Source organism: Streptomyces sp. NPDC037301 (assembly GCF_055602785.1).
The window spans coordinates 1-20,732 of sequence record NZ_JBVJWD010000078.1 but is presented as its reverse complement, the minus strand read 5'-3'; the positions used below and the strand labels follow the sequence as shown (position 1 = coordinate 20,732).

The window sequence follows — 20,732 nt, the reverse complement described above, 5'->3', positions numbered from 1 at the left end:
CCGTGCCCGGTCCAGGACGAAGCACTGACCTGCGAAAACACCGCACCGGCGAGCAACCCGTGCGGTGTCAGTGGTACGGAGCCCGCCGGTGGAACTTGGCGCGCGCGGGTGGTCGTGCTGGGTGCGCTAGATGTGATGTCTCAGGACGTTGGTTCCACGGCGTCCTCGAACCGCAGCAGCCCTCCCCGGTAACTCGGGGAGGGCTTACTGGCGGGGTGGGGTTAGACGGCGAGGTAGAGCCAGGCGGTCCCGTTCTCGCTGCGGTGCTCCAGCAGCCCGCGGTTCTCCAGAGCGGTGACGGAGCGGGCATTGACCCCGAGAGCCCGGAAGGCGTTGAGGCCGTTTCCAACCCGCCCGCCGTTGGCGCGAATCTTGTCCAGGGCGTCCTGCATCTTCGGCGTGAGCTTCGCGGCGGGCTTCACATCGACTGGGGTGAGGACGACGCGCCGGCCGTCCTTGTAGGTGATGTCGTAATGGCCGGACTTTGCAGAGATCGTGCGAACGTGCGCCCGGACGGTTACCCGGTCCGTCATCGCGGCGCGGCCCTCATTAAGGGCCTCCTCGGCAGTCACGCGGGTGGTGGTGCCGTCCTCGGTGCGCTCGTAAACCTTGCCCATTTCCGTTTCCCCTGTTCGCCATAGGTTTTTGTTGAACGCTCGCGCCAGCCACCGTTCACCGCATCCTCGTCCGCCGGGGCCTCAACCGGCTGCGCGACCTCGACCCGCCGATCGGAGAGCAACTGCGCGAGGTAACAGCTAGACGAGGGGTGGGCCGGTTTCAGGGGGCTGGTGAGGCGGCGCGCGTCGACGGCTCGGCCCGGTTCGGGGCGGGCGGCCCTGCGCCATTCCTGTCAGTTCAGTTCCGTCGAGTCCACGACGTAGCCGGAGTTGATCCAGCGCCGCGCTGCGCAGTACCACAGCTCGACTCGGTCGGCGGACCTCGCTGCTGTCCTGTTGCCGGACTCGTCCGTACCTTCCTGGTAGCGCCATGTGTGGTCTGTGACCTTGATGCCTGTGGTTGCTGCTTTGTAGGCGGCATCTCGTGCGATATCGCGGTCGTGATGCGGGCGGCCGGTGAGTTTTCCGTTGTGGATGATGACGTAGGTCTTCATGTTCTTTCCCCTCGGTCTTGGTGCCATCCTGGCCGGCTATTGCATCCGGCGGCGCACACTGCGGTGAAGTCGGTCACAGAGGTGGGTTCGTGGACGGGCGGCCGGTCCGGTGCGAGGTCCGGCCGCCGGCCACGTCGACGAGTGGCGGCTATGTGGTGGGCCATTTCGCATCGAGAGTCACGGAGCCCTCGACGGTTTCCTGCTCAGCGATGCGTAGGGCGTCGCGGAGCGCTTCAAACCCGTTGAGGTAGGCGGCGTGTTCGATGGGTATGGGCATGTGGCTGATGATCCAGTCGGTGCCGTCGAAGACGATGGTGCTCAGGCCGCGGCCGATGCGGTGGATGGCCCATCGTTCGGGGGCATGCGGGCCGGAACGGTGACGGGAGATACGCAGGTAGCTGGCGAACTCGCCGTCGATGTAGACGGGGAGGATGAACTCGGGGGCCAGATCGAGCAGGGCGTGGTAAACGGCTTCACGCTGACGCCAGTCGCTGTTGTCGGCTGTGTCGGAGCCGAGAAGCTGGTCGAGTAGGGCGGGCACGAGGAACTCATCAGCGGGCCGGATGGGGTCGGTCACGGGGGTGTCGCTTTCAACGGTGCAGTGACGGAGCGGGCTGCCTGCCTGCCTGCCTGCCTGCCTGGTCAGCCCATCCGCTCAGGGGTGGTGATGTTGATGCCGGGGTCGGAGCCGCCGACGTCGGTGACGGTGCTGAGGGTGAGGCCCGCCCCCCGGCGGGGGCGGGGCGGGCCGTGGGTGTTGTGGAGGGTGCGCCGTTGGTGGGTCAGCTGTAGTCGATGAATGCGGTGTCGCTGAGGAACTTGCGAGCCGCTTCCTGGGCGTGGTGGGACTCGACGGCATAGATGCCGGTCTGAAGGGTCTTGCTGGTCTTGAGCCAGTTGTCCTGAGCGGTGCGGGCGGCTCGGATACGGGTAACGACGTGGCCGTCGTTGTCGGGGCTGTTTCCCACGGCGTCGAAGGTGATGGCGTCGTGGTAGATCTTGAACAGGGCTCCCGCGGACATGAATTCGTCGTGGTCCCGGGCCTCGACGCCGAGGGGGTTGTTCTTCGCGAGCGTTCCCAGGTTCTCGGTGAGCGTCGCGAAAGCGGCGTGTGCGTTCTTCGCGTAGGTACGCAGAGCGGCAATGTCAGCTCGGGTAGCAGGCACGGTAAGGCTCCTTCACGTAGGCGTGGGTGGGATGGTGCTGAGCCGGTACGGCTGTGATGGGCGGCTGTGATGGGCGACCAGACGCCGGGGCGCGGCCGCGTGGGGCCGGTAAGGGCGGTGCGGCGGTGCGCCTTGTGGTCCGGCCCGATGAACGCTACGCATTCCGCACCGTCCAGGGCCGTGCACTGACCTGCGGGAATGAGGCGTTGGCTTGGGAGTTGCTCAGCGCTGGGCGCGATGCCAGGCAACGAAGTGCACCGGGGCTGTACCGCGCAGGGTCGCGCTGATGCTGCGCCGGGTCTCTTCAAAGGTGACCTCGGCATCCGGCATGTCGTGATCGCTGAGCCACTCCTCCAGGAGGCGTAGCAGCCTCCACGAGTCCTTGGGGTGGGCCGTGGTCAGGTACAACTCGATGCCGCAGTCGTCGGGGTTGACGGTCCACTGGGCGAGGGGGCCGTGGGTGCTGTTGGAGAATGCAGTATCGAACCCGCCGAACGTGTTCAGGTAGGTGTTGGTGTTGCCTTGGGCGCGGCGGGTTCGTGCCCAGGAGGCGTGCAGTGCGTGTTCGGCTGCCTCGCGGATGAAGGGGAAAGCGGACGTAACTGGCGATTCGTAGGCTGAATCGGTCCAGGTGTCGGGGAGGTTGATGAATGTGCTGGCTGCCTGTCGCCCGCGGTCATCGTGGACCGTGACCTGGCGGCAGGGCGTGCCTTCGGCCGCGATCCTGACCGTGAACTGTGCTGTGGGCAGTGCGTCATGGTCTTTGTGGGAAGCGCCTGCGCTGTCTGTGGGCAGGAGGGGGGCACAGTCGTCGAGCAGTTTGTGGAGACCGTCCAGAAGCTGGCTGTCTTGCACCTGAGTGTTCAGGGTAGTCAGCGGACCGCAGTGACCCAGCGGTAGAACGGACTGCGGGGTGTGTTCCAGGATCCGGACTGCGTGGGCCCATCGCTTGTGGTCGTTGCGGAGAACAGCGATGACTCGGCCGGGCAGGTGGGGGTTCAGTTCCATGGCGAGTGTCAGACCGCCGCCGGCGTCGAACGAGCAATAGGGGGTGTGGAGCATGTGAGCCTCTCAAGAGGATGAAGACTGAGTGGAAGTGGTGAAAGAGCCTGGCCGGACGACCGGCCGCCGACGCCAACGCCGGGGCCAGGTTGGGGTGGGGTCCGGGGTGCAGCGGGTGCGCCCGGGACCGGCGGTCGGGTCAGGGGTGGATGGGGATCGGGGTGTAGTGGTGGCAGGCGTCCAGTTCGGCGCACGGGGTGCGGTCGCGGTTGCCGCACATGATCAGCCGGACGCGGTCGTCAGTGACGCCAGCGGCATAGTCTGCGGCAAGGTAGGCGGCGGCCATGTCGATGCCCTTGGTGCCCTTGGGCGGGCGGTCAAGTCTGGCTCTTCGATGCGGTACGGCAGGGTGGTGGTGCACATGGACGTGCTTCTTGCTGATATTCGGTGTCGGGCGGCCGGGCCGGGGGCGGGCGGCGGGGATTCCCGCCCCCGCCCGAGTCACCGGCGGCGGCCGCAGGTCAGTAGCAGGTCGGGGTGAGGTGGACCATGCATCCGTGCCGCATGTGGGCCATGGCCTTCAGGTGCTCCTCGCATTCGCGGACCGACCACGGGGAGCGGGGGGAGATGGGGAAGTAGGTGCACCGCTCGGGGTGCACCTGGGCGGCCCGGGCGTCCTCGGCGTCGACGTACAGCACGCCGTCGCTGCCGCCGTCCGCGATGCGGACTGCGACCCATCCGCGGGCACCACGCTCCAGGTGGCTGTCGATCACCCCGGCCATACAGTGGGCGGCAGCGGACACGGCGTACTCCCAGCGGGCGAGGTAGACCGCGTGTCCGTGGCTGACGGCGGTGTAGGTCAGCAGCCTCAGCGACTCCGACTCCACATCCAGGCAGGAGTTGGCCAGCTCATCCCACTGGGCTTGCCGCTTGACCGGCTGGTCGGCCTGGCGCTCGACGTGCAGCACGCACCGCTCCGGGAGCCGGTCCTCGCGGCAGTGGTCGGCGCGGCTGGTGAACCCTTCGCGGTCGTGGGCGATGACGAGGTACCGGGCGGGGCGCTTACCGAGATCCACCCGGTACGCGGTGGTGTGGCTGTTAGTGGTCGCGGTCATGACGGCGTCCCTCCAAAGGGGTCCGGGGGTGTTACGGAACGGCGCGGGATAAGCGCTGCGCGGACTGCTCGGTCGGCAGGGCACAGCCCGGTCACGAGACGGCGGCAGTGCAGCGCCGGTGCGGCGGTAAACACGGCTTCCGACTCGATGAACGCTACGGACCACGACCGGACAAGTGCAGAGCTCTGACCAGCGAGAAGGCGTCCCGAACGGGTGTAGTTGGACCGAGTGGCAGCGCCGCGCGCAGACTGACCGGGCAAGGGACCAACGCAGACGCCGTCGCCGGGGCCAGGAGGAAGGTGGGGCCCGGGGCGCAGCGGGTGCGCCCCGGGGCCGGCGGTCGGGTCAGGGGTGGATGGGGATCGGGGTGTAGTGGTGGCAGGCGTCCAGTTCGGCGCGCGGGGTGCGGTCGCGGTTGCCGCACATGATCAGCCGGACGCGGTCGTCGGTGACGCGGTACGTCTCGATGCCGCGCGGTTTGTCGAGGGCGACGATGAGGGCGCCGTCGTCGTCGCGGGCGAACGCGGGCTTGGTACCCACGGTTTCGCACGTCACGGTGATCTGCTGGGCAAGGTCCGCCTTAGCGGCGGCCAGGGTGGTGCCGTGGCCGACGAAGCGGCCCATCGTGAGGCGGTAGCCGTCACCGCGCCGGGCAGGGCGCTGGATGACGATGCCGGGCAGAGGGATGGAGACCGTCTCGACGGCGGCGGGGGCAGGGGTGGTCACGGCAAGGGGCCTTCCTGGAAAGGGAGAGGGTGCGTGGGGCGGCGGTCGTTTCCGCCCGAGGTGGGTGCTGGGCGCTGACGCCAGGGCCGGGCCGGGTGAGGTCCCGGCCAGGCCCTGGCGTGAGGTCATGCGGAGGTGAGAGCGCCGGTGACGACGCGGACGGGGAATCCGTAGGCGGTGGTGAAGGACACCTGGGGGGACAGCGGCTTGACCGCGAAGGACCAACCCCGGTCCCTCACGGTGACCGGGCCAAGTGGCGGCAGGTCGATGACGAGCCGGTCGGCGCTGGTGTAGCCACGGGGGCCATAGAAGTTCTCCAGGCCGCGTTCGTGACGCAGGGTGAGTACGGTGAAGTCGGCTTCGGTGAAGGCGTGTTCGGTCGCGCGGAGGAGGTCGGCGCCGATGCCCTTGCTGCGGTGGTCGGGGTGGACAGCGAGGGCTTGGACCGAGCTGATACGCCGCAGAAGCATCTTTTCCATGAAGGAGGGGATGCGCGGGTGGTCGAAGATCCACAGCGGCGGGCCGCAGGCGATTGCTCCCACCGGGGTGCCGTCGATGGTCTCGGCTATCAGGAAGTGGTTGTAGCCATGGGAGAGCGGTCCGCAGGGCTCGATGGCGAGCGCGGCGCGCAGGGCGGCGAACTTGCCCGGCAGCACGGATTCCGGGACGTGCAGATCGATAAGGGCTATCAGCTCGATGACGGCATCGGTGTCCGTGGCGCGGACCGTCCGGATACGCACGCCGGGCTGAGGTGCGGCAGTGATTACGGGGTGCGGTGTCTTCTTGCCTAGTTCGGTGGTGGTCGCGGTCATGGCAGGGTTCCTCCAACAGGTTTGGGGGTGTTGCGGAACGGCGCGGGATACGCGCCACGCGGACTGCTCGGCTGGCCAGGGCACAGCCCGGTCACGAGACGGCGGCAGTGCAGCGCCGGTGCGGCGGCAAACACGGCTTCCGGTTCGACGAACGCTACGGACCATGACCGGACCAGTGCAGAGCTCTGACCTGCGGAAACACGGCACGCAAGGTGTGTACAGTGGTGCGGGGCTCGGCGTCTCGGCCGTGAGACCGGCCCAGTGCCACCGCGAGCCCTGGACGTCAGGGCCGGTTGAGTCACGGAAGCGCGGCCTGGTGCAGGTCGTCAACACGGAGCCCCGGCGCGGGGTATGGACGACGTCCTCGCCGGCACAGGCCGGAAGGCCCCAGGACATACCGCCTACAGCCAGGACCTGACGAAGTCGTAGGCGTCATCCGGCGTGGCCTGACGGCCTGCCCCGGGGCGCGGCCGGATATAGGAAGTCAGGCGTCGGGATTCGGATGCTCGGAGACAGGGTTGTCCAGGAGCGCCAGAACGGTCCTGGCGAACATGTCCAGGGCGTCGGTGTCGTCCGTGGAGCCGTCTGCCCGTTTGCGGGCGATGGCAAGGGCTCGTTCGAGCTGGGCGTGGGTGAACGACTTCGCGCTGGGGAGTGCCGGGCTTCCGTGGCCGTGCGCATCCAGCACACCGGCCGTGTGCAAGACGCGCCCCCACTCCTCTCCGTTAGGCCAGTGTCCGACGTGCACAGTGCCGTCCGCGTACAGGTCAGCGGAGGCGTAGAGCAGGTCCGGCTCGTCGGCCCGTTCAATAGCGATGGTCAGGGACTCGTCGGTGCCGTCCGGCACGTCGAGGGCGGCCAGGACGCGGCGGGAATCGTCGGTGATCAGGTAGCGCATGGGGTCCTCCGAGAGGTGGTCGCGGGCCCGGGACACCGGTGACAGCGACGGACCGCATCTCGTCCTCGTCGCCGCGGCCGTCGGCCTCTCGATGACGCGCTTCAGCTCAAGGGCCGTCGATACAGTCCCGGGTGATGAACGCTACGGACCGTGCTCATTCCAGCGCAGGGCACTGACCTGCGAAGTCACCACACCGAAAGGCAACCGGCACAGTGTCAGGAAGTTCAGACAAGAATCGCCGCCGGCCTGGACGGAACCCGAGCATGGAGATATACCCCCGGCGCGAACGCCGAGGGAACTCGGGGTGTTGCGAGAGGTGTTCGTCAACGGCCCAAACGGCTCGGGCGGCCCGCGCCACGAGGGCACGGGCCGCTACAGCCAGGCGCTGGAGTGTCCGGCGCTTATGAGGTGCAGGTGCACGACGGGCAGAGGTGGGGGCGTTCCCACCCGGGCCAGTTGGCCGCATCCCGCAACTGCGGGTGGTCTTCGAGCGTGGTCTGAATGTGGTGCTCCACGTCACTCCACGTGTGAGTGGGGTCGCCGAGGCAGTGTGAGTTCAGTGCATGCCGGAGGAATCGGGCCTTATCGGTGGGAGTCGCGAACCACTCGGCGGCGAACCCATGCCGGTCGAAGTGTGCGATGTGGCCGAATAGGTGCTGGTACAGGGTGTGATAGACGGCGGCAGTGAACTGCTGCGCGTGCATGCCGTCTTCGATGAAGGATAGGACGCAGTTGCCTGCATCGGTCTTGTCCTGTGCCGAGGCCCAAGCAGTGGCTGTGCAGTAGTCGGGTTTCAGCCGAGCGAGCGTGCCGCGGGTGAGAACGTGCGGGAGTGAGGTACTTGCAGAGGGCATGGTGAAGTGTTCCTTCCAAAGCGGATGTGTGGCCGCGAGCTCGCTGATGCGAGAGCGCTCGGGGTTTTGTGGAGAGGGCGTGGGATACGCACTGTGCGAGATCGGGAGTCGCCTGGTAGGCCGGGGCGTTACTCAATTCGCGGGCGTGGCGTCCGAGCTGTGACGCGGTGAACGCTAGAGACGGTGAACGGCCCAAGGCAGCTCGTTGACCTGCGAATACACAGCGCCGGGGAGAGGCCGCCCGGCGGCGGGGTGACCGGAGACGACGCCGTTGTCGTTCGCGTTAAGGATCTTCGCGCCCGTGGGGCTAAGGAGGGTCATCAGGTGGTGTCTTCCCTCCGGCCCGGCCGAAGGGTCCGGCCGGGCGGTGATCGGGGGTCGGGGTGCCGGTCCTCCCAGGTCCAGGTGCGGCAGGCGGTGCCGCGGCCGGTGGCGTACCGCGCAGTCATCACCGCGTCCGTCTCGCACACCGAGGGGAGGGTGATGAGTTCGTGGGCGATGTGCTCGGCGAAGTCGCGGCGAACCCCGGCGCGCGGGTCGAGGCCGCGGACCGCCGCCCACGCGGCGCGGTCCACCTCCAGGCGCCAGGCGAGCGCCATGTACACCCGCCCGTCACGGACTCGGAGTTGAGTCGAGCCGTGGCCGTACGCCCACCCCTCGGCCTCGTCCAGCGCCTTGATGTCGGTGATGGAGGCGGTGATGTACCAGCACAGTTCGCGGGGCACCTCGACCACGTCGTATCCCCCGTCGTCGGCGAAGGAGTCCACACCCACGCTCCACCACGTCTCCAGGCGGGCGATCACGGCTGCCTGTACCGGTTGCACTCGCGGTCGTGACGGGGGTCGTGGCGCTCCTGGACGTAGCAGTCGCAGTGTCGAGAGACGGGTGAGGTGAGCCAGTCGGCGACGGCCGCGGCGAATGCGGCAGAGTCCTCGGCGCAGTCCACCAGGCCGCCGGTGCCGGTGATGAACACCGGGTCGCCGACCCGTTCTCCGCACTCGTCGTGCAGGAACATCGACCAGCCAGTGTGTGCGGCCGGGACGTGCCGGACCGAGCACGTGCGGTCGGCGATGGACAACCGCCCCCAGATGTCCCGGGAGAGCGGCACCGGGATGTCGTAGGTGTCGGCGAGCTGCCCGGATTTCACCGACAGCCCGTCGCCCGGGGTGATGTCGTACTCGGCGAGCGCGGCCAGCAGCACGGAGCCGGCGGTGGCGTGCGGCTCGGCCAGCCACTCGGCGACGGCCCGAGCGCACGCTTCCGCTTCCTGGGCCAGGGGGCGGCGGACGGGGGTCGCGTAGACCGTGCCGACTTGGTGGGAGTCGGGGGCGCCGTCCGGCTGCCAGATCGTGGCGAGCAGGGATGCGCGGTCCGTGTACGGCTGCTCCGGGTCGGACGTCTCCCAGCCGAGCATGACGGGCATGTGGTCGAGTGCCTGTTCCTGCGGGATCGCCGCGGAGTGCGCGAAGATCACGCGTTCGTCGTGGTCGAAGTAGGCGGAGACGCCGGCGGCGGACAGTGCGGCCAGGAGGGTGATCGCCGAGGGCGAGATGGGCGACACGATGGTGCTGGGCATGGTGGTCCTTCGGTACGTGGTGAATAGGGAGACCTGCGGGGCTCCGTGCTTCCCCGCCCGAGCGGGGCGCGGGCGGGGAAGTGCGGCGGCCGCCCGGGTCAGTACTGGGTGCGGGCGTGCTCGACGACGGCTCGGGCGGCGTGCGCGCAGGCTTCGGGGCTGGTCGAGGAGGGTGACGAAGTTGCCCATCCTCGACGTACACGGACAGGCCCCAGCGCGGGCTCTGTCCGCAGTTGTCACCAGGCGCGTCCCTCGCGGATCATCTCGAACTGCTCATAGGCCAAATCCAGGGCTTCGCGGCTCGGTCCGAGCCACTTCACGCCCTGTTCCCAGCGGCACAGCCAGTAGCACTGCCAACGGCCCTTCGGGTCGTGCCGGTTGTCGTGGCGGGTGCTGCGGCCCTCCAGGAGCCGGTAGACCCGCCCGTCAGGGGCCGTGAACGTGTCCAGAGCGCGTGTGCGCTGGTAGAAGTACCGGTCCCCCAGAACACCGACTTGGTGGTCGTGTATCCCGAACTTCTGGTTGGTGATCCACGTGCCGTCGTGCGGGGGAAGGTGTTCGGCGAGGATCTCCGGCTGAGCCCACACCCGGGAGTTCGACGACGCCGGGGTCAGTACGCCGTCCATGGTTCGGAAGTTGTAACCGATCCCGCCGTACGGCTCGTGGGTGCCGCCGAGACCGATGTTCCACACCGGCGTCAGGACGGTGCCCCGGCTGCCGTCGGGGGCCGTGACCTCACGGGCCAGACGCATCCCCTCCTTGATCTCACTGGGGCGCAGAAGCACCACGCCCACTGTCGGGTCAAACCAGGTCCAGTTGTCCATAGGGATCTCCCATGTCATCGAGCGGAGTGACAGAACGAAGAAGAGAAGAGAAGCCACGGCGAGCCGGTGACCGGTGCGGGAGAGGCGGCGCTCGATGGCGTCATCCGCCCCTCCAGCACGACCCAAAACCTACGGTCGAACACCACCCCGCAGCACAACTCTGACCAGCAGAAACACCACACGAGAGACAGACGCCGGTGCGGTCTTGGGAAAGATCAGGCAGACACAGTGCCCGGAACGCCCGCACCCACGCAGCCGACCTGGCCGGGGCAGCAGCGCGGAACTTGGAGTAGGTACCGGTCGCCAGGCAGTGCACGTACAGAAGCCGGCGCTGCCGGTGGTGATGGTGTCTACCCAACGATCGGCGTATGGGCCCGCAATGGCGGCTCCGCGCCGGAGCTCACGGGCCGTTTGGCGTGCTGGCGGTCTGTCCTGCCGGGTGCGGGAATAGGCCACGGTGTCGTGGGGCCATGCACGGGCATACACACGATCACGCCTCTGAAGAGCCGCGATTGGCGCGCCCCCGAAAGCCCCCGGCGCGAACGCCGGGGGTGGCTAAGTGCAAGAACTGTTACCTGTCGAGGTTGACGGCCATCGTCGGGATCCACTCCGTGATCGGACGGCGTTTAGCCTTGCCCTGGCGGACGGCTTCCCGGGCTTTCCTGCAGGCGCCGAGGTAGTCATCAGCCTCGACGTCCACCTCTGCCCCTGCGGTTGCCTGCAGGAAAACGCGGTACTTGGGCATGGAAATCTTCTCCTGGGTCATAAAGGGTCCATCTGCCGTCGTACGAAAAGTTCGTACTCGAACGTCGATGTTCCGAACAGAAAGGGCGCCCGGTCGGGCGGGAGGGCGTGGCTCGGGCCGGTATCCGGTGATTGCGGGAGCGACGGGGCTCGGTGGCTCGTCCTCGGTTCCCGGCGCGGCCTGAAATCTACGGTGCGAACACCGGTCAGCAGCACACCCGTGACCAGCCAAAAGACCGTCATGGAAGGAAAGTTGAAGCGCAAGAATGGGCACGACCCAGGGGGCGGAAGCGGGAGGCGGAGAGCACCCGCTCGGGGGTGGGTGGGTAGGGGTCACGGCACGAGCGGGTGGCCGGTGCCGGGCGAGAGCGGGGCTCGGAATGTCGTCCGCCCTTCCTCGCACGGCCTGCGTACGGAATGCGCCCCGCGCGGTGGGGGCGCGGCGCGTGCGTGAAGGTGGGGTCCGCTACCCCGCCACCACTCCGTCTTGGCCGTGGGAGAGAGCGAAGTAGCGGACGGTGGACAGCTCGAACGGCACGATCACGAGCAGCGATCCGAACTGGTGTGCCGCTGTCCGGACGGTGAAGCCGTCGCTAGTGGACAGTGCCCGGGTCCGGTAGGGCAGAGTGCAGGTTCCGCAGTGCGCTGGGTCGGGGGGCGGGCGCCAGTCTTCTGCCGCTTGGGCGCCTCGGTGAATTTCCAGACCCGCTGTGCATGGTCCTCTGACGGGCGCAGCAGGAGGTTGTAGCGCGGCTGGATCATGACCGGGACCATCTCCTTGGCTCTTCTACCGGTGACCGGGAGAACATGCGCGGACGCCGGGTGAATCTCCCCCGGTCGACACGCACGGACACGTTCCTGAGGCGGTACGCGTAAGCGGGGCCCCGGAGAACGACTACCAACCAGGGCCGAAACGCTTCGGTGCTGGCCGTCCGGTACCACGGCCCGGCGAAAGGGCAAGCCCGGTCAGGTCGGGGATGGGCCCCGGCCGACGTGCGCGGGGCGAGGCCGGCTCGCGTCGGGTGGTGCCATGCGCCACGCCAGACGAGTCGGCCGGGCTGACACGGACCGGCACACGAATTCGTCGGCCAGAGCCAATGGCAGCAGGACTGAACGCAGATGACCCGCACCTCGTTTGGTGTAGGTGCGGGTCGTTGAGCCGGGCGCCGGTCGTAACCGCGGGGAGCGGCTACATGGACGGTGTGAGCAGGTCTGCGGCGGGAATGATCAGGGCCACAGCGTCCCGGCCCCACACGTCACAGATGTCCCACGGGAAGCACTGGGTGATCACGACGGCCTGTTCCGGCGTGTACAGGGTGCGTGCGTAGTCGCATTCGGAGCAGTGCGCGTGCCCGGTGAACGGAGACGGGTCGGCCAGGTAGGCGTCTGGGAAGTAGTCGAGATAACTCGGGGGCCCGGGCTGGAGACACGCGAGAACCAGGTCGCCGCGGCGAATCTCGTGCGCGCGGACCAGCGCAGTGACAGCGTTCTCCGCGCTGGCGGGCAGGGACGCGAAGTCGGCCTTCTCGGGACGGTGACGGATGACGAGCGGTGTCCGGGCAGGGTCGAATTCAAAGACATGGGCAGACAAAGGGGGGCTCCTCCGGGATCGTGAATGGCCTGCGTGCGAAAGCGGCACCAGCCGCTCCCACGCTCCAACGCCCCAAAAGGCTATTGACTCGAATACCCACACAGCACTGCTTTGACCTGCGGAAATGACATGCGGAAGTCTGACTCAGAGGCAAAGCGAAGCGGGCCCGCACGACGAGCGTGCGGGCCCAGAACAACACGAGCGCGTTCCCCTGCGCGCTGTGGCGTGCAGGCCGCGGGGGCGGGCAGGTTAGGGGCGTGCCGCCCGGGAGCGGGCCCGCACCGTGTGCAGCAATACGGCGGCGTCACCCCAGAACGTGCCTCCTGTTGACGGGAGCTGGATCTCCTCGTACATGTCCGGCTCTGTCTCCGGGCATGGATAGTGGCAGACATGCAGGCTACGGTGAGCGGCGACGGGCTCGCTCGCACCCTCGTGCGGGCCGTCGCTGACCCAGATCGCCGAACCGTCCGGCAAGAACACCTCAACGTAGTCGGCTGCCGCCGAGCCGTCCCACTGAGAGTCCAGGCCCCACGATTCAAAGGCTCGCATCAGCACACTGCCGAGCGCACCGTCCGGGCCGCTGCCCAGGTCCGTGCCTCGCTCGTACTCCGCCGTGTAGAGAGCGACCGCCTCGGTTGCCCACGCCGTGTCCAGCTCGAACGTCAGTCCGCAATCCGCCGAGTTGTAGACAGATTCGCCTTCATGTGATGCCGACCAGTGCGCATGCTTGTCGGTCGGGTGGTACACCCGGCCTTCTTTACCGTCGGTGTCAGTTCCCGAAAGAACGAACTGCGTGCCGTCCGTGAGCACGATGTCGAAGTAGTCGCAGCCGCTCCCGAAATCGCCAGTGACCTGTCCCCCGAAGTCGATACCTCGAACGGTCAGCGTGCTCCACATCGCACTCGACGCGGGCTGCTTCTCGTTGCCGACGGAGTCGGCTGTGCCTGGCGCGCTGTTGTTGGCTTCCTGGGTGATACGCGGGGCTCGGGGGTTGGTAGCCATCAGATCGGACTCCTTCGCGAAGAACGTGGGCGCAGCACACCGCCCGTTTCGCGATGGGCGGCCTGTGCGGAGGGATTGGGTCGGAGGACCGAGAGCGGCATTCCTGTCCGCTCTCGCTCAGTGCGTCCTGAAAGCTACGGGCAGGAACACGCACTGGGCAGGACGCTGACCAGCCACTACACGGACGAACGCCAGGCCCAGGACGGGTATGTGGTGGTGCGTGGGTGAAGGAAGAGGGCGGAGCGGAACGGGGTTGGTCCCACCCACTCCGCCCGACGTCTGGCAACGACGGCTCGCTGCCCACGTCCTAGAGCTTCCTACCCCCGCACTGGCGAGCGGGGCGGGACGGCCTGTCAGGGACGCTGGGAGTGCTGGGCTCGTGCCTGCTCGTCTCGTACGGCCATCGGCAGGATGGCGGCAGCGTTGGACTGGTGGGGTTCCAGGCCCTTCGCGTACGTCCCGGCCGCGGTAATCCACCCGTAGAGCGCGGAGTGGCTGCGGCCGATCTGAAAGGTGTAGCCGAGGAATCCTCCGTCGTCGTCGCGGTAGGGCTCAAAGTGGTGGGCATTGGGCCACAGGCCCTGCAGGGTTCGCTTGGCATCATCAATGGTCAGCGGAACGTCGGCCGGTGTCGCGGTCTTGTCGGCTGGGCCCGCCTCGGCGTTCTCGGCGGCAAGGCCGGCGGCCCTTGCCTCATGGTCGTGCAGGAGAACGCGCTCGGCTTTTGTCCGATACTCGTGTGTGCCAGATCCGTCCGTGCGGCCATCAACGGCGACCCAGCCGAACCGGGCGTTTGAGCCGCATCCGGTACGGAACGTCCAGCCGATTGGTGTGCGGCCACCACGTGGGAGGACCGTGTTGAACTGGTGGGCATCGTCGTGGACGCGACGCGCGGCCTTCTTCGCGGCCCCCTCTGCTGCGATCGCTGCGCGCAGCTCGTTGGCCTCGGCCGAGTCGGCGGGCTGAGTCTGCTCGACCCTGCCCCGGAAGAGGTTCAGGCCTGCTATGTACTCCAGGTCGCCGAGGAGCTTCCAGCCGAGCGCGGTCAGTGTGGTAGCGATGTCCCGGTTCACCTGGTGGGGCAGAGCGATATACATGATGGCATCGGCCTGGCCTGCCCGGTGAACCGTGATGCGATCCTCGTGGTAGTCGGGGCAGGCAAGGCGCGTCTCGTACTCAGCGAAGTAGCGGTCCGGTTCCGGGGTGGTGCGTGCTTCAGTCTTCGGCTCTGCGGCTGGGACCTCGGTAAGCGGCTGGGAGAACGAGTATTGCCCCAGCCCGGGCCCATTGGGGACCGTCTCTCGCGCCTGCGCCCGCGCTTCGTCGAGGTTGTCGTGCGTGCCGACCAGTGTTGACGCCAGGCGGCATGCGCAGTTGACGTGAAGAAGTGCGCGCAGTTCGGTGGCGCTAGCCCCGCTGCGGCGGTAGGCGCGGACCGCAACGCGAACAACGTTGGTCGGGCGGGGACTCTTTTCTTCTGCGGGGTGGGAGGGTGTGGCGTTCATCAAGGGATCTCCTGTCTCCATGGATGCGGTCGATCGGTAGGGCCTCTGCGGCACTGGACGAGGAACAGCCCCGCACAGGCGCTTTACTGGTCAAGTCGCCCTGACGCTAGCCCGTTGAGGCTCGTAGAACAGGTCTTCTGACCAGCAGAAACGCAGTCGGGGATGCATTTGCCGTACGGGACTGTGCGACATGCCCGGTCACCGGGTCGAGTGGGCTATCGCCCAGGCGGCAGCGCGGATCCCGCGCCCCTGCGTGGGCTTGCCGCCAGGCGATAGCCGGGCCCGATGGTTACGGGCCGCGGGGTGGCGGGGCGTTACCGGCGCGCCGCTCGATGGTGAGCCCTCACCGTGTGCAGGAGGGCAGCTGCGTCACCCCAGAACGTGCCTCCGGTTGAGGGAAGCTGGATCTCCTCGTACATGTCCGGCTCAGTCTCCGGGCGCGGGTAGTGGCAGACATGCAACCTGCGGTGCGCGGTGACCGGTTCGCTTGCAGTCTCGTGCTCGCCGTCACTGATCCAGATCTCCGACCCGTCCGGCAGAAACACCTGAATGTACGTCGCTGCCGCCCATGCGTCCCACCGCGCGTCCAGCCCGCACGCCTCAAAGGCCCGCTCCAACACACTGCCCAGCGCCCCGTCCGGGTGGCTGGCCAGATCCGTTCCGCGCTCGTACTCCGCCGTGTACAGAGCGACCGCCTCAGCCGCACACGCAGAATCCAGCTCATCCGGCAGGCAGTTCCTGGCCGAGTTGTAGACGATGGTCATTCCGGCGCGGGCCACCCAGTGCAGAGGAGCGCTGTGGCGGTGTGCTTCCTTCTGGTCGGCTGGGTGAGGGATTGTTGCGATGGTGAGCTCTGCGCCGTCCGGCAGCGCTACGCGCAGGCCGTCACCACCAGGGTGGGCCGTCACGTTCCGTGCGGTGAGGGCAACTTGCATGCTCTTGATGGTTGCAATCCGCCCGTTCTGTCGAGTCGTGGCCATGTCGTAGTTCCTCTCGTGAGTGCGTGGGCATGCCTGGAGGCTGTTGCTCGCCCGTATCCCCGTTGGCACAACCTGGAAGCTACGCTGATACCTCGCTCCGGAATGGGTCGCTGACCAGGCAAGACGTGGACCTACGAGTGTGCGGGCGGGCAGTTCCCCGACGTCGCTGGCTGGCACGTGCGAGGGGTGCAGTGGCCAGCGGAAGTATCGGAGAACTGGCTGGACACGACTGGATGCGTCCCGCCCAGCCTGCCTGACATCCGGTCACTGCTCGGGGTGTACGAGCGGCGCGGACCGCGGGCGCCGCGTACGCGGCGCGTGGCCGGCTGGCGGAAGCCGCGGTCCGTCAGTCTTCGCTGTCCTCGACGGCACAGTTGTGGTGGCCGTCCTCGTATTCGAACTCGCGGGTCGAGTCGACTGGTTCCCCGATCCAGCTGTTGGGGGTTCCGGGGGAAGTGGGGGTGGCGGCGTCCTCGGGATTGCCGGTCAGCCACTTATAGACGTCGCCCGCAAGCTCGCTGAGCTGGCCGTCCTGCGACTCAACAAAGAACTCGGAGTTTCCCCCGACGCCATAGGCGTCGTAGTAGTCCCATACGCATAGCAGTCGCGTGTTTGATGCTTCCTGGATCCGACCGAAGATCCGGTTTACGTCGTCGGAGTCGTAGCCGTTGACCATCGATCCGCGCAGATCGTCGCAGCCTGCCCAGTCGGTGGTGCTCTCCGATGCGGAGGGATCTCCATTCTCGACATGCCGTGTGATGCGGGTGGAGCAGTCCTTCCTGTGGAGTACGAGGACGCTGTCCGTGCAGGACGCGCGGGCGCCGCGCCGCAGCTCGGCCGCGACAATCTCCACCGTCACTCCGCAGGCGAACACCGCCTTGTCGGTCTTGCCTCCATCTCCGGGCCGGGCCGTAAAGGATGTGGCGTGCATAGGGTCGATAGGGAAGTTAAGTCCGCGAGTGGTGGCCTCAGCGGCCTTCGCGCTCGCCGCCCAGAATCCATTCGCATACGTGTCGGCAGAGGTGTGCAGGGCGTGCAGCTCGCCGCGCTCGACGGTGATGGCGACGGGCCAGACAACGACCAGGAACCCGACAACGCGTTCCGGCTCGATCACCAGAACGTCACCGTCACGGATGTCGTCACGGCACTGGGTGGCGTCGTACGCCTCGCGGGTGCTGGCGAAGAGGTGGATGGCCGGGGCGGCAGCCTGCTCGTCATCGGTCTGCTCGACCGTGTCGGCGAGCCCGGCGGCGGTTGCGGCGACCGGAGAAGCAGCCGCAAGGCTGAGGGCGTAGGCCCGCTCCTCTCCCGCTTTGGTGCACCGGGCGCAGAACACGCCAAGCTCCGCGGCCTCCTCGACGGTGATCTCGCGAGCCGGTCCCCGACCGCACAATGCCGTGCTTTGGCCAGCGTCGGCGTAATGGGGACAGCGACCGTGCCCCACACGAGCGGGCCTCACCTCAGCGCGCTCATGCAACGGCGGGGCGGCAGGGGGCTTTCCGTCGGCGCCCAACGGCCTCAGGCTGCACACGGACCCATCGTCCTTGCGCATCACCACCTCGCCGTATTCGATGCCCGCCGACGCCCCCAGGCACAGTGCGCGCACGACGAGCATCACCGCGAACGCGCGGGGCCACGGCCCCTCTTCGCTGCGCAGTCCGTACCCGTTGGTGTATGTCTCGGTGAACTCTTCGACGTCCTCGGGCACCAGGTGCTCGGCCTCGGCCCGCATGTCCTGCCGTGTGCGGCCGCCGGGCGGCGGAGGAATCATCTCCGCCGCCACGGCCGCGCTGATCGCGTCGCTCACTCTCCTGTACCTGCGTCATGCCGCTCGGGGGCGGCATCGTCAAGTTCGACCGGGACGAGTTGCGTTCGCTCTATGTCATAGTCGAATGGGTGCACCTCGGGCATATCCGGGTCGTTGTGCAGGCTCACGAACACGCAGTGGCCAGCCACCCGATCGGACGTGACCGGAAGTCCGGAAATGAACCGGGTGTGCGACCTCTCGGCTGCACCGGTCAACCGCTCACCGCACTCATCCACCTTGTAGAACGTGGTCTTCCACTCCTGCCGCAGCCCGGCCTTCGTGTCGTCGACCCGCGTGTCGTGCAGTGCTCGTGCCGTCTCTTGCGTCACCGTGACTCTCCTCTCCTGCTGAACCTCGTCGCCCGTGTGTCGCGTCAGGCTCACCAGGGCGTTCGGTGTGCTCCGTGTTTGCCTCGCCCTATGGGGCCGGACTGGGTGAACGTTAGGTGCGGGACGCACCCCCGACTGAGGCTGTGACCTGCGAAAACGTGGGACGGCGGGTGCGACGGTTTGCGAGGTTGACGGCCAGGGCATGCCGGGGCTCGGGGGCGGCCTCAGCCTGAACACGTCGGGCCGCGCAGACGGGTGCGGAGCCGTTGCTTGCTCAGTGCCACACCCAATCCGCTACCGGCGTTGTCGTAATTCGCGCCCTTGGCCCGGGGCGCCCATCGGTACGCCCCGGGATGGGTGCCGGATTACAGCAGCGGCTGCGCGCGCAACTGGTCAGCGGGGTAGTCCGTGTCACCAGGGAAGACGCCGTGTTTGTCCGGTACGAGGATCTGCCACACCTCAGGGTCGGCCGGGGTGGCGAGCGTGCGCATGCCGTTGATGAACCAGTGGCAGTTGTGCGCGCGGTGCAGACGGACCGGGTACCGGCCCGCTATCTGGGGGAAAATCAGGCCGTTGGAGGGGCTGATGTGTTGGGCGGCAAGGTATTCGACGGTGCGCTGGACTATCGACGCGGCGAGGTCTGCGGGGAGCCCCACGTTGACCAGTTCGTATCCGTCATGGGCTGTGTGGATTCGGAGGCCGATGGTGTAGGTGAATGCCGGGGTGCCCGTCGTGGGATCGGGCTCCACTGTCAGCGTGGCGTATCCGAACTCTTTGATCAAGTCGCGGACTCGGGCGACAAGGTCGTAGTACTGCCTGCGGGCAGAATACGGCTGATGCATGAGGGATTCCCATCTGTTCTGTGGGTTGCGGACCCGCCTTACCCGTTGCTTCGGTCGTGTCCGTGCGGCTTCGACGGCATGGTCGGCGCGTTGCAGTGGTGCGGTCCGGCCGTTGGTGGGCGGCGGAGAGGACAGTACGGGTGTGCGCGCATGTGGGGTGTGCCCGTGACCAGCCAGAATGCGGTCTCGCGCGCGATAAGCGCGTCATACTCATCAGCTGCTGCGGGCGTGTGGCGGGTTCGGCCGTTGGGAACCGGATCGGACTCTGCGGCTGCGCGCGAGGTGGCCTTGTGCTCACCCCCACTACGTTGGCTGGCGTCGCCGTGTGCGGGGTAGAGCGTCGGGCCAGATACCGAGTCGCAATCGGCTGCCTTTTCGTGGCGGTCAGGCTCCGGAGGCTGTCGTGTCTGTGAGCGCCTTGTCTATGTCCTTCGCTGACATGACAGCCTGGGCTCGGCGGTCGCGGATCAGCTCATTCATAGCGCGCGAATGGGAGGAGGTTATAGGTCCGGGTATGGCGAGCAGCGGGCGGCCTGCGGCTTCCGCGCACGTCGCGCGGTTGCTGAGCATGCAGTCCTCGACCAGAACCGTGGCCAGGCTCAAGGTTGAGATCAGTCGCTGGCGCTGTGCCACCCGGGTCAGGCTCGTCTCGATGCCCGGCTCGTACAGGCTGACGACCAGTCCACCGCCGGTTACCACGTCACGGGCGAGCTGCTGGAACCCCCGCGGTCCGGCGAAGAAGCCGCTGGCGCTCACTGCGACGGGAACGCCCGTGCCCTCTCCGCGTGTCAGGACTCCTTGCAGCGCGGCACTGTTGATACCGAACCCGATCGCGGATATCACCGTGTACTTCAATTCGGCGAGTCCGGCGGCGAGGTCTTCGGCAGTGTGCGTCCCGTAGTGGCTGGCGGCGTTCGTCCCGGTGACGGCGACGGCCTGAGAGGTTACGTCGGCCAGTGACGGTGTGCCGTGTACCCATAGCCCGAGTGGCTCTGTTGAGCCGAAGCCGCCCAGGACGTGCGGCCATTCCCCGTCACCGGGAACGACGAATCGAGCCCCTTGCATCTCGGCACGTTCAAGTGCGAGGTCTCCGCGGTGGGTGACCGTGGATTCGTAAGCGCGCTGTGCGAATCCTCCGCGGCTGGCGCTCTCCCTCATCGTCTCAACAACTTCGACGGCGGTCATGTTCTCCAGTAGGCCGGCCGTGGCTTCTGTCCCGAATCCGTGGATGAGGCTGATGCGGGCCGCGCGTTCGGCTCGGGAAATGGACGGGGTGCTACTCATGGCGGGATTCCTTACTTCGTAAGTGATGGGGTGGTGGGTCGCCCGGACTGGCTGTGGCTTGCATCTCTACGGGGGGAAGGACGGGGTGGAGCCACCATGGCGACGGCTTGGCCGAGGCACCGCCCCTGTGCGGGCGGCTGACTGGAAGACAGGTTGCTGCGCTTCCCGGCCTGAAGAACGAAATGGAGGTGGCGTGCTCGGAGTCCAGCCTGTGACCAGCGAAATCGCGATCGAGGTTTGCATGAGACACGCGGAACGGCGTCTGGACGCACGAGGTTGTGTCCTGGCCCTGATGCCAGGACACAACCGGGTTGACGGGGTTCTGCCAGACTTGACGCCAATCAGGGGCCTGGCCGTGCTCGTTGTTGACGTCCAGGACCTTGAGGATGTCGTCTTCGTGGGTTGCGTCGACGATGAGGTGAAGGGAACTGGTGGGCATGGTTGCCGCTCTGCGGTGACCATGGCTGGGGCGGGGGGGGGGGGGGGGGGGGGGGGGGGGGGGGGGGGGGGGGGGGGGGGGGGGGGGGGGGGGGGGGGGGGGGGGGGGGGGGGGGGGGGGGGGGG

23 protein-coding genes are annotated in these 20,732 nt (G+C 67.5%); all 23 read right to left on the bottom strand.

The features are described from left to right. Positions 1-221: 221 nt before the first annotated feature. The 23 genes from ACZ7IB_RS45680 to ACZ7IB_RS45570 all read right to left on the bottom strand — a co-directional run bounded on the left by ACZ7IB_RS45680 (position 222) and on the right by ACZ7IB_RS45570 (position 20,168). Complete coding sequence (locus ACZ7IB_RS45680) at positions 222-617, bottom strand: hypothetical protein (RefSeq protein WP_470921047.1); 396 nt, start codon at positions 615-617, stop codon at positions 222-224. Positions 618-850: 233 nt separating this feature from the next. Next, a complete protein-coding gene (locus tag ACZ7IB_RS45675; RefSeq protein WP_470921046.1) occupies positions 851-1,111 on the bottom strand; it encodes a hypothetical protein in 261 nt (86 codons plus the stop codon). Positions 1,112-1,259: 148 nt separating this feature from the next. Further along, positions 1,260-1,688, bottom strand: a complete 429-nt coding sequence (locus ACZ7IB_RS45670) for a hypothetical protein (RefSeq protein ID WP_470921045.1) — start codon at positions 1,686-1,688, stop codon at positions 1,260-1,262. A gap of 205 nt (positions 1,689-1,893) precedes the next feature. Then, positions 1,894-2,277, bottom strand: coding sequence for a hypothetical protein (locus ACZ7IB_RS45665; RefSeq protein WP_470921043.1), 384 nt, complete (start codon positions 2,275-2,277; stop codon positions 1,894-1,896). 222 nt (positions 2,278-2,499) lie between these two features. Beyond that, complete coding sequence (locus ACZ7IB_RS45660) at positions 2,500-3,339, bottom strand: hypothetical protein (protein WP_470921042.1); 840 nt, start codon at positions 3,337-3,339, stop codon at positions 2,500-2,502. 139 nt (positions 3,340-3,478) lie between these two features. After that, a complete protein-coding gene (locus tag ACZ7IB_RS45655; RefSeq protein ID WP_470921040.1) occupies positions 3,479-3,700 on the bottom strand; it encodes a hypothetical protein in 222 nt (73 codons plus the stop codon). A gap of 100 nt (positions 3,701-3,800) precedes the next feature. Beyond that, the gene (locus tag ACZ7IB_RS45650) at positions 3,801-4,394 is read right to left on the bottom strand and encodes a hypothetical protein (RefSeq protein WP_470921039.1); all 594 of its coding nucleotides are present in this window, start codon (positions 4,392-4,394) and stop codon (positions 3,801-3,803) included. Between the two features lie 345 nt (positions 4,395-4,739). Continuing rightward, positions 4,740-5,120 (bottom strand): hypothetical protein, encoded by a 381-nt coding sequence (locus ACZ7IB_RS45645; protein WP_470921037.1) that lies wholly within the window; start codon positions 5,118-5,120, stop codon positions 4,740-4,742. 125 nt (positions 5,121-5,245) lie between these two features. Beyond that, the gene (locus ACZ7IB_RS45640) at positions 5,246-5,932 is read right to left on the bottom strand and encodes a GNAT family N-acetyltransferase (protein WP_470921035.1); all 687 of its coding nucleotides are present in this window, start codon (positions 5,930-5,932) and stop codon (positions 5,246-5,248) included. A 484-nt stretch (positions 5,933-6,416) separates the two neighbouring features. After that, positions 6,417-6,830 (bottom strand): hypothetical protein, encoded by a 414-nt coding sequence (locus tag ACZ7IB_RS45635; RefSeq protein WP_470921034.1) that lies wholly within the window; start codon positions 6,828-6,830, stop codon positions 6,417-6,419. Positions 6,831-7,231: 401 nt separating this feature from the next. Further along, entirely contained in the window at positions 7,232-7,684 is a 453-nt protein-coding gene (locus ACZ7IB_RS45630) for a hypothetical protein (protein WP_470921032.1), read from the bottom strand. Between the two features lie 320 nt (positions 7,685-8,004). Then, the gene (locus tag ACZ7IB_RS45625; protein WP_470921030.1) at positions 8,005-8,487 is read right to left on the bottom strand and encodes a hypothetical protein; all 483 of its coding nucleotides are present in this window, start codon (positions 8,485-8,487) and stop codon (positions 8,005-8,007) included. Next, on the bottom strand, positions 8,484-9,260 hold the full coding sequence (locus ACZ7IB_RS45620) for a hypothetical protein (protein ID WP_470921029.1): 777 nt from the start codon (positions 9,258-9,260) through the stop codon (positions 8,484-8,486). The genes ACZ7IB_RS45625 and ACZ7IB_RS45620 overlap by 4 nt, the downstream gene beginning before the upstream one ends. A gap of 236 nt (positions 9,261-9,496) precedes the next feature. Continuing rightward, positions 9,497-10,084, bottom strand: coding sequence for a hypothetical protein (locus ACZ7IB_RS45615; RefSeq protein WP_470921028.1), 588 nt, complete (start codon positions 10,082-10,084; stop codon positions 9,497-9,499). Between the two features lie 571 nt (positions 10,085-10,655). Beyond that, on the bottom strand, positions 10,656-10,850 hold the full coding sequence (locus ACZ7IB_RS45610; RefSeq protein ID WP_470921027.1) for a hypothetical protein: 195 nt from the start codon (positions 10,848-10,850) through the stop codon (positions 10,656-10,658). A 1,167-nt stretch (positions 10,851-12,017) separates the two neighbouring features. Further along, entirely contained in the window at positions 12,018-12,419 is a 402-nt protein-coding gene (locus ACZ7IB_RS45605) for a hypothetical protein (RefSeq protein ID WP_470921025.1), read from the bottom strand. 249 nt (positions 12,420-12,668) lie between these two features. After that, positions 12,669-13,421: a hypothetical protein gene (locus ACZ7IB_RS45600; protein ID WP_470921024.1), complete on the bottom strand. Its 753-nt coding sequence runs from the start codon at positions 13,419-13,421 to the stop codon at positions 12,669-12,671. A gap of 353 nt (positions 13,422-13,774) precedes the next feature. Next, entirely contained in the window at positions 13,775-14,926 is a 1,152-nt protein-coding gene (locus ACZ7IB_RS45595; protein ID WP_470921022.1) for a hypothetical protein, read from the bottom strand. A gap of 314 nt (positions 14,927-15,240) precedes the next feature. After that, a complete protein-coding gene (locus ACZ7IB_RS45590; RefSeq protein WP_470921020.1) occupies positions 15,241-15,906 on the bottom strand; it encodes a hypothetical protein in 666 nt (221 codons plus the stop codon). Positions 15,907-16,252: 346 nt separating this feature from the next. Beyond that, on the bottom strand, positions 16,253-17,713 hold the full coding sequence (locus ACZ7IB_RS45585; protein WP_470921019.1) for a hypothetical protein: 1,461 nt from the start codon (positions 17,711-17,713) through the stop codon (positions 16,253-16,255). After that, on the bottom strand, positions 17,710-18,042 hold the full coding sequence (locus ACZ7IB_RS45580; RefSeq protein ID WP_470921017.1) for a hypothetical protein: 333 nt from the start codon (positions 18,040-18,042) through the stop codon (positions 17,710-17,712). The genes ACZ7IB_RS45585 and ACZ7IB_RS45580 overlap by 4 nt, the downstream gene beginning before the upstream one ends. A 365-nt stretch (positions 18,043-18,407) precedes the next feature. Further along, the gene (locus ACZ7IB_RS45575) at positions 18,408-18,884 is read right to left on the bottom strand and encodes a DUF4262 domain-containing protein (RefSeq protein ID WP_470921016.1); all 477 of its coding nucleotides are present in this window, start codon (positions 18,882-18,884) and stop codon (positions 18,408-18,410) included. A gap of 384 nt (positions 18,885-19,268) precedes the next feature. Continuing rightward, entirely contained in the window at positions 19,269-20,168 is a 900-nt protein-coding gene (locus ACZ7IB_RS45570; protein WP_470921014.1) for a DNA-processing protein DprA, read from the bottom strand. Positions 20,169-20,732 lie beyond the last annotated feature (564 nt).

Coding starts and splice junctions, on each gene's coding strand:
- ACZ7IB_RS45680 (WP_470921047.1), bottom strand. CDS start 617: ATGGGCAAGGTTTACGAGCGCACCGAGGACGGCACCACCACCCGCGTG.
- ACZ7IB_RS45675 (WP_470921046.1), bottom strand. CDS start 1,111: ATGAAGACCTACGTCATCATCCACAACGGAAAACTCACCGGCCGCCCG.
- ACZ7IB_RS45660 (WP_470921042.1), bottom strand. CDS start 3,339: ATGCTCCACACCCCCTATTGCTCGTTCGACGCCGGCGGCGGTCTGACA.
- ACZ7IB_RS45650 (WP_470921039.1), bottom strand. CDS start 4,394: ATGACCGCGACCACTAACAGCCACACCACCGCGTACCGGGTGGATCTC.
- ACZ7IB_RS45640 (WP_470921035.1), bottom strand. CDS start 5,932: ATGACCGCGACCACCACCGAACTAGGCAAGAAGACACCGCACCCCGTA.
- ACZ7IB_RS45635 (WP_470921034.1), bottom strand. CDS start 6,830: ATGCGCTACCTGATCACCGACGATTCCCGCCGCGTCCTGGCCGCCCTC.
- ACZ7IB_RS45630 (WP_470921032.1), bottom strand. CDS start 7,684: ATGCCCTCTGCAAGTACCTCACTCCCGCACGTTCTCACCCGCGGCACG.
- ACZ7IB_RS45620 (WP_470921029.1), bottom strand. CDS start 9,260: ATGCCCAGCACCATCGTGTCGCCCATCTCGCCCTCGGCGATCACCCTC.
- ACZ7IB_RS45615 (WP_470921028.1), bottom strand. CDS start 10,084: ATGGACAACTGGACCTGGTTTGACCCGACAGTGGGCGTGGTGCTTCTG.
- ACZ7IB_RS45610 (WP_470921027.1), bottom strand. CDS start 10,850: ATGACCCAGGAGAAGATTTCCATGCCCAAGTACCGCGTTTTCCTGCAG.
- ACZ7IB_RS45600 (WP_470921024.1), bottom strand. CDS start 13,421: ATGGCTACCAACCCCCGAGCCCCGCGTATCACCCAGGAAGCCAACAAC.
- ACZ7IB_RS45595 (WP_470921022.1), bottom strand. CDS start 14,926: ATGAACGCCACACCCTCCCACCCCGCAGAAGAAAAGAGTCCCCGCCCG.
- ACZ7IB_RS45590 (WP_470921020.1), bottom strand. CDS start 15,906: ATGGCCACGACTCGACAGAACGGGCGGATTGCAACCATCAAGAGCATG.
- ACZ7IB_RS45575 (WP_470921016.1), bottom strand. CDS start 18,884: ATGCATCAGCCGTATTCTGCCCGCAGGCAGTACTACGACCTTGTCGCC.
- ACZ7IB_RS45570 (WP_470921014.1), bottom strand. CDS start 20,168: ATGAGTAGCACCCCGTCCATTTCCCGAGCCGAACGCGCGGCCCGCATC.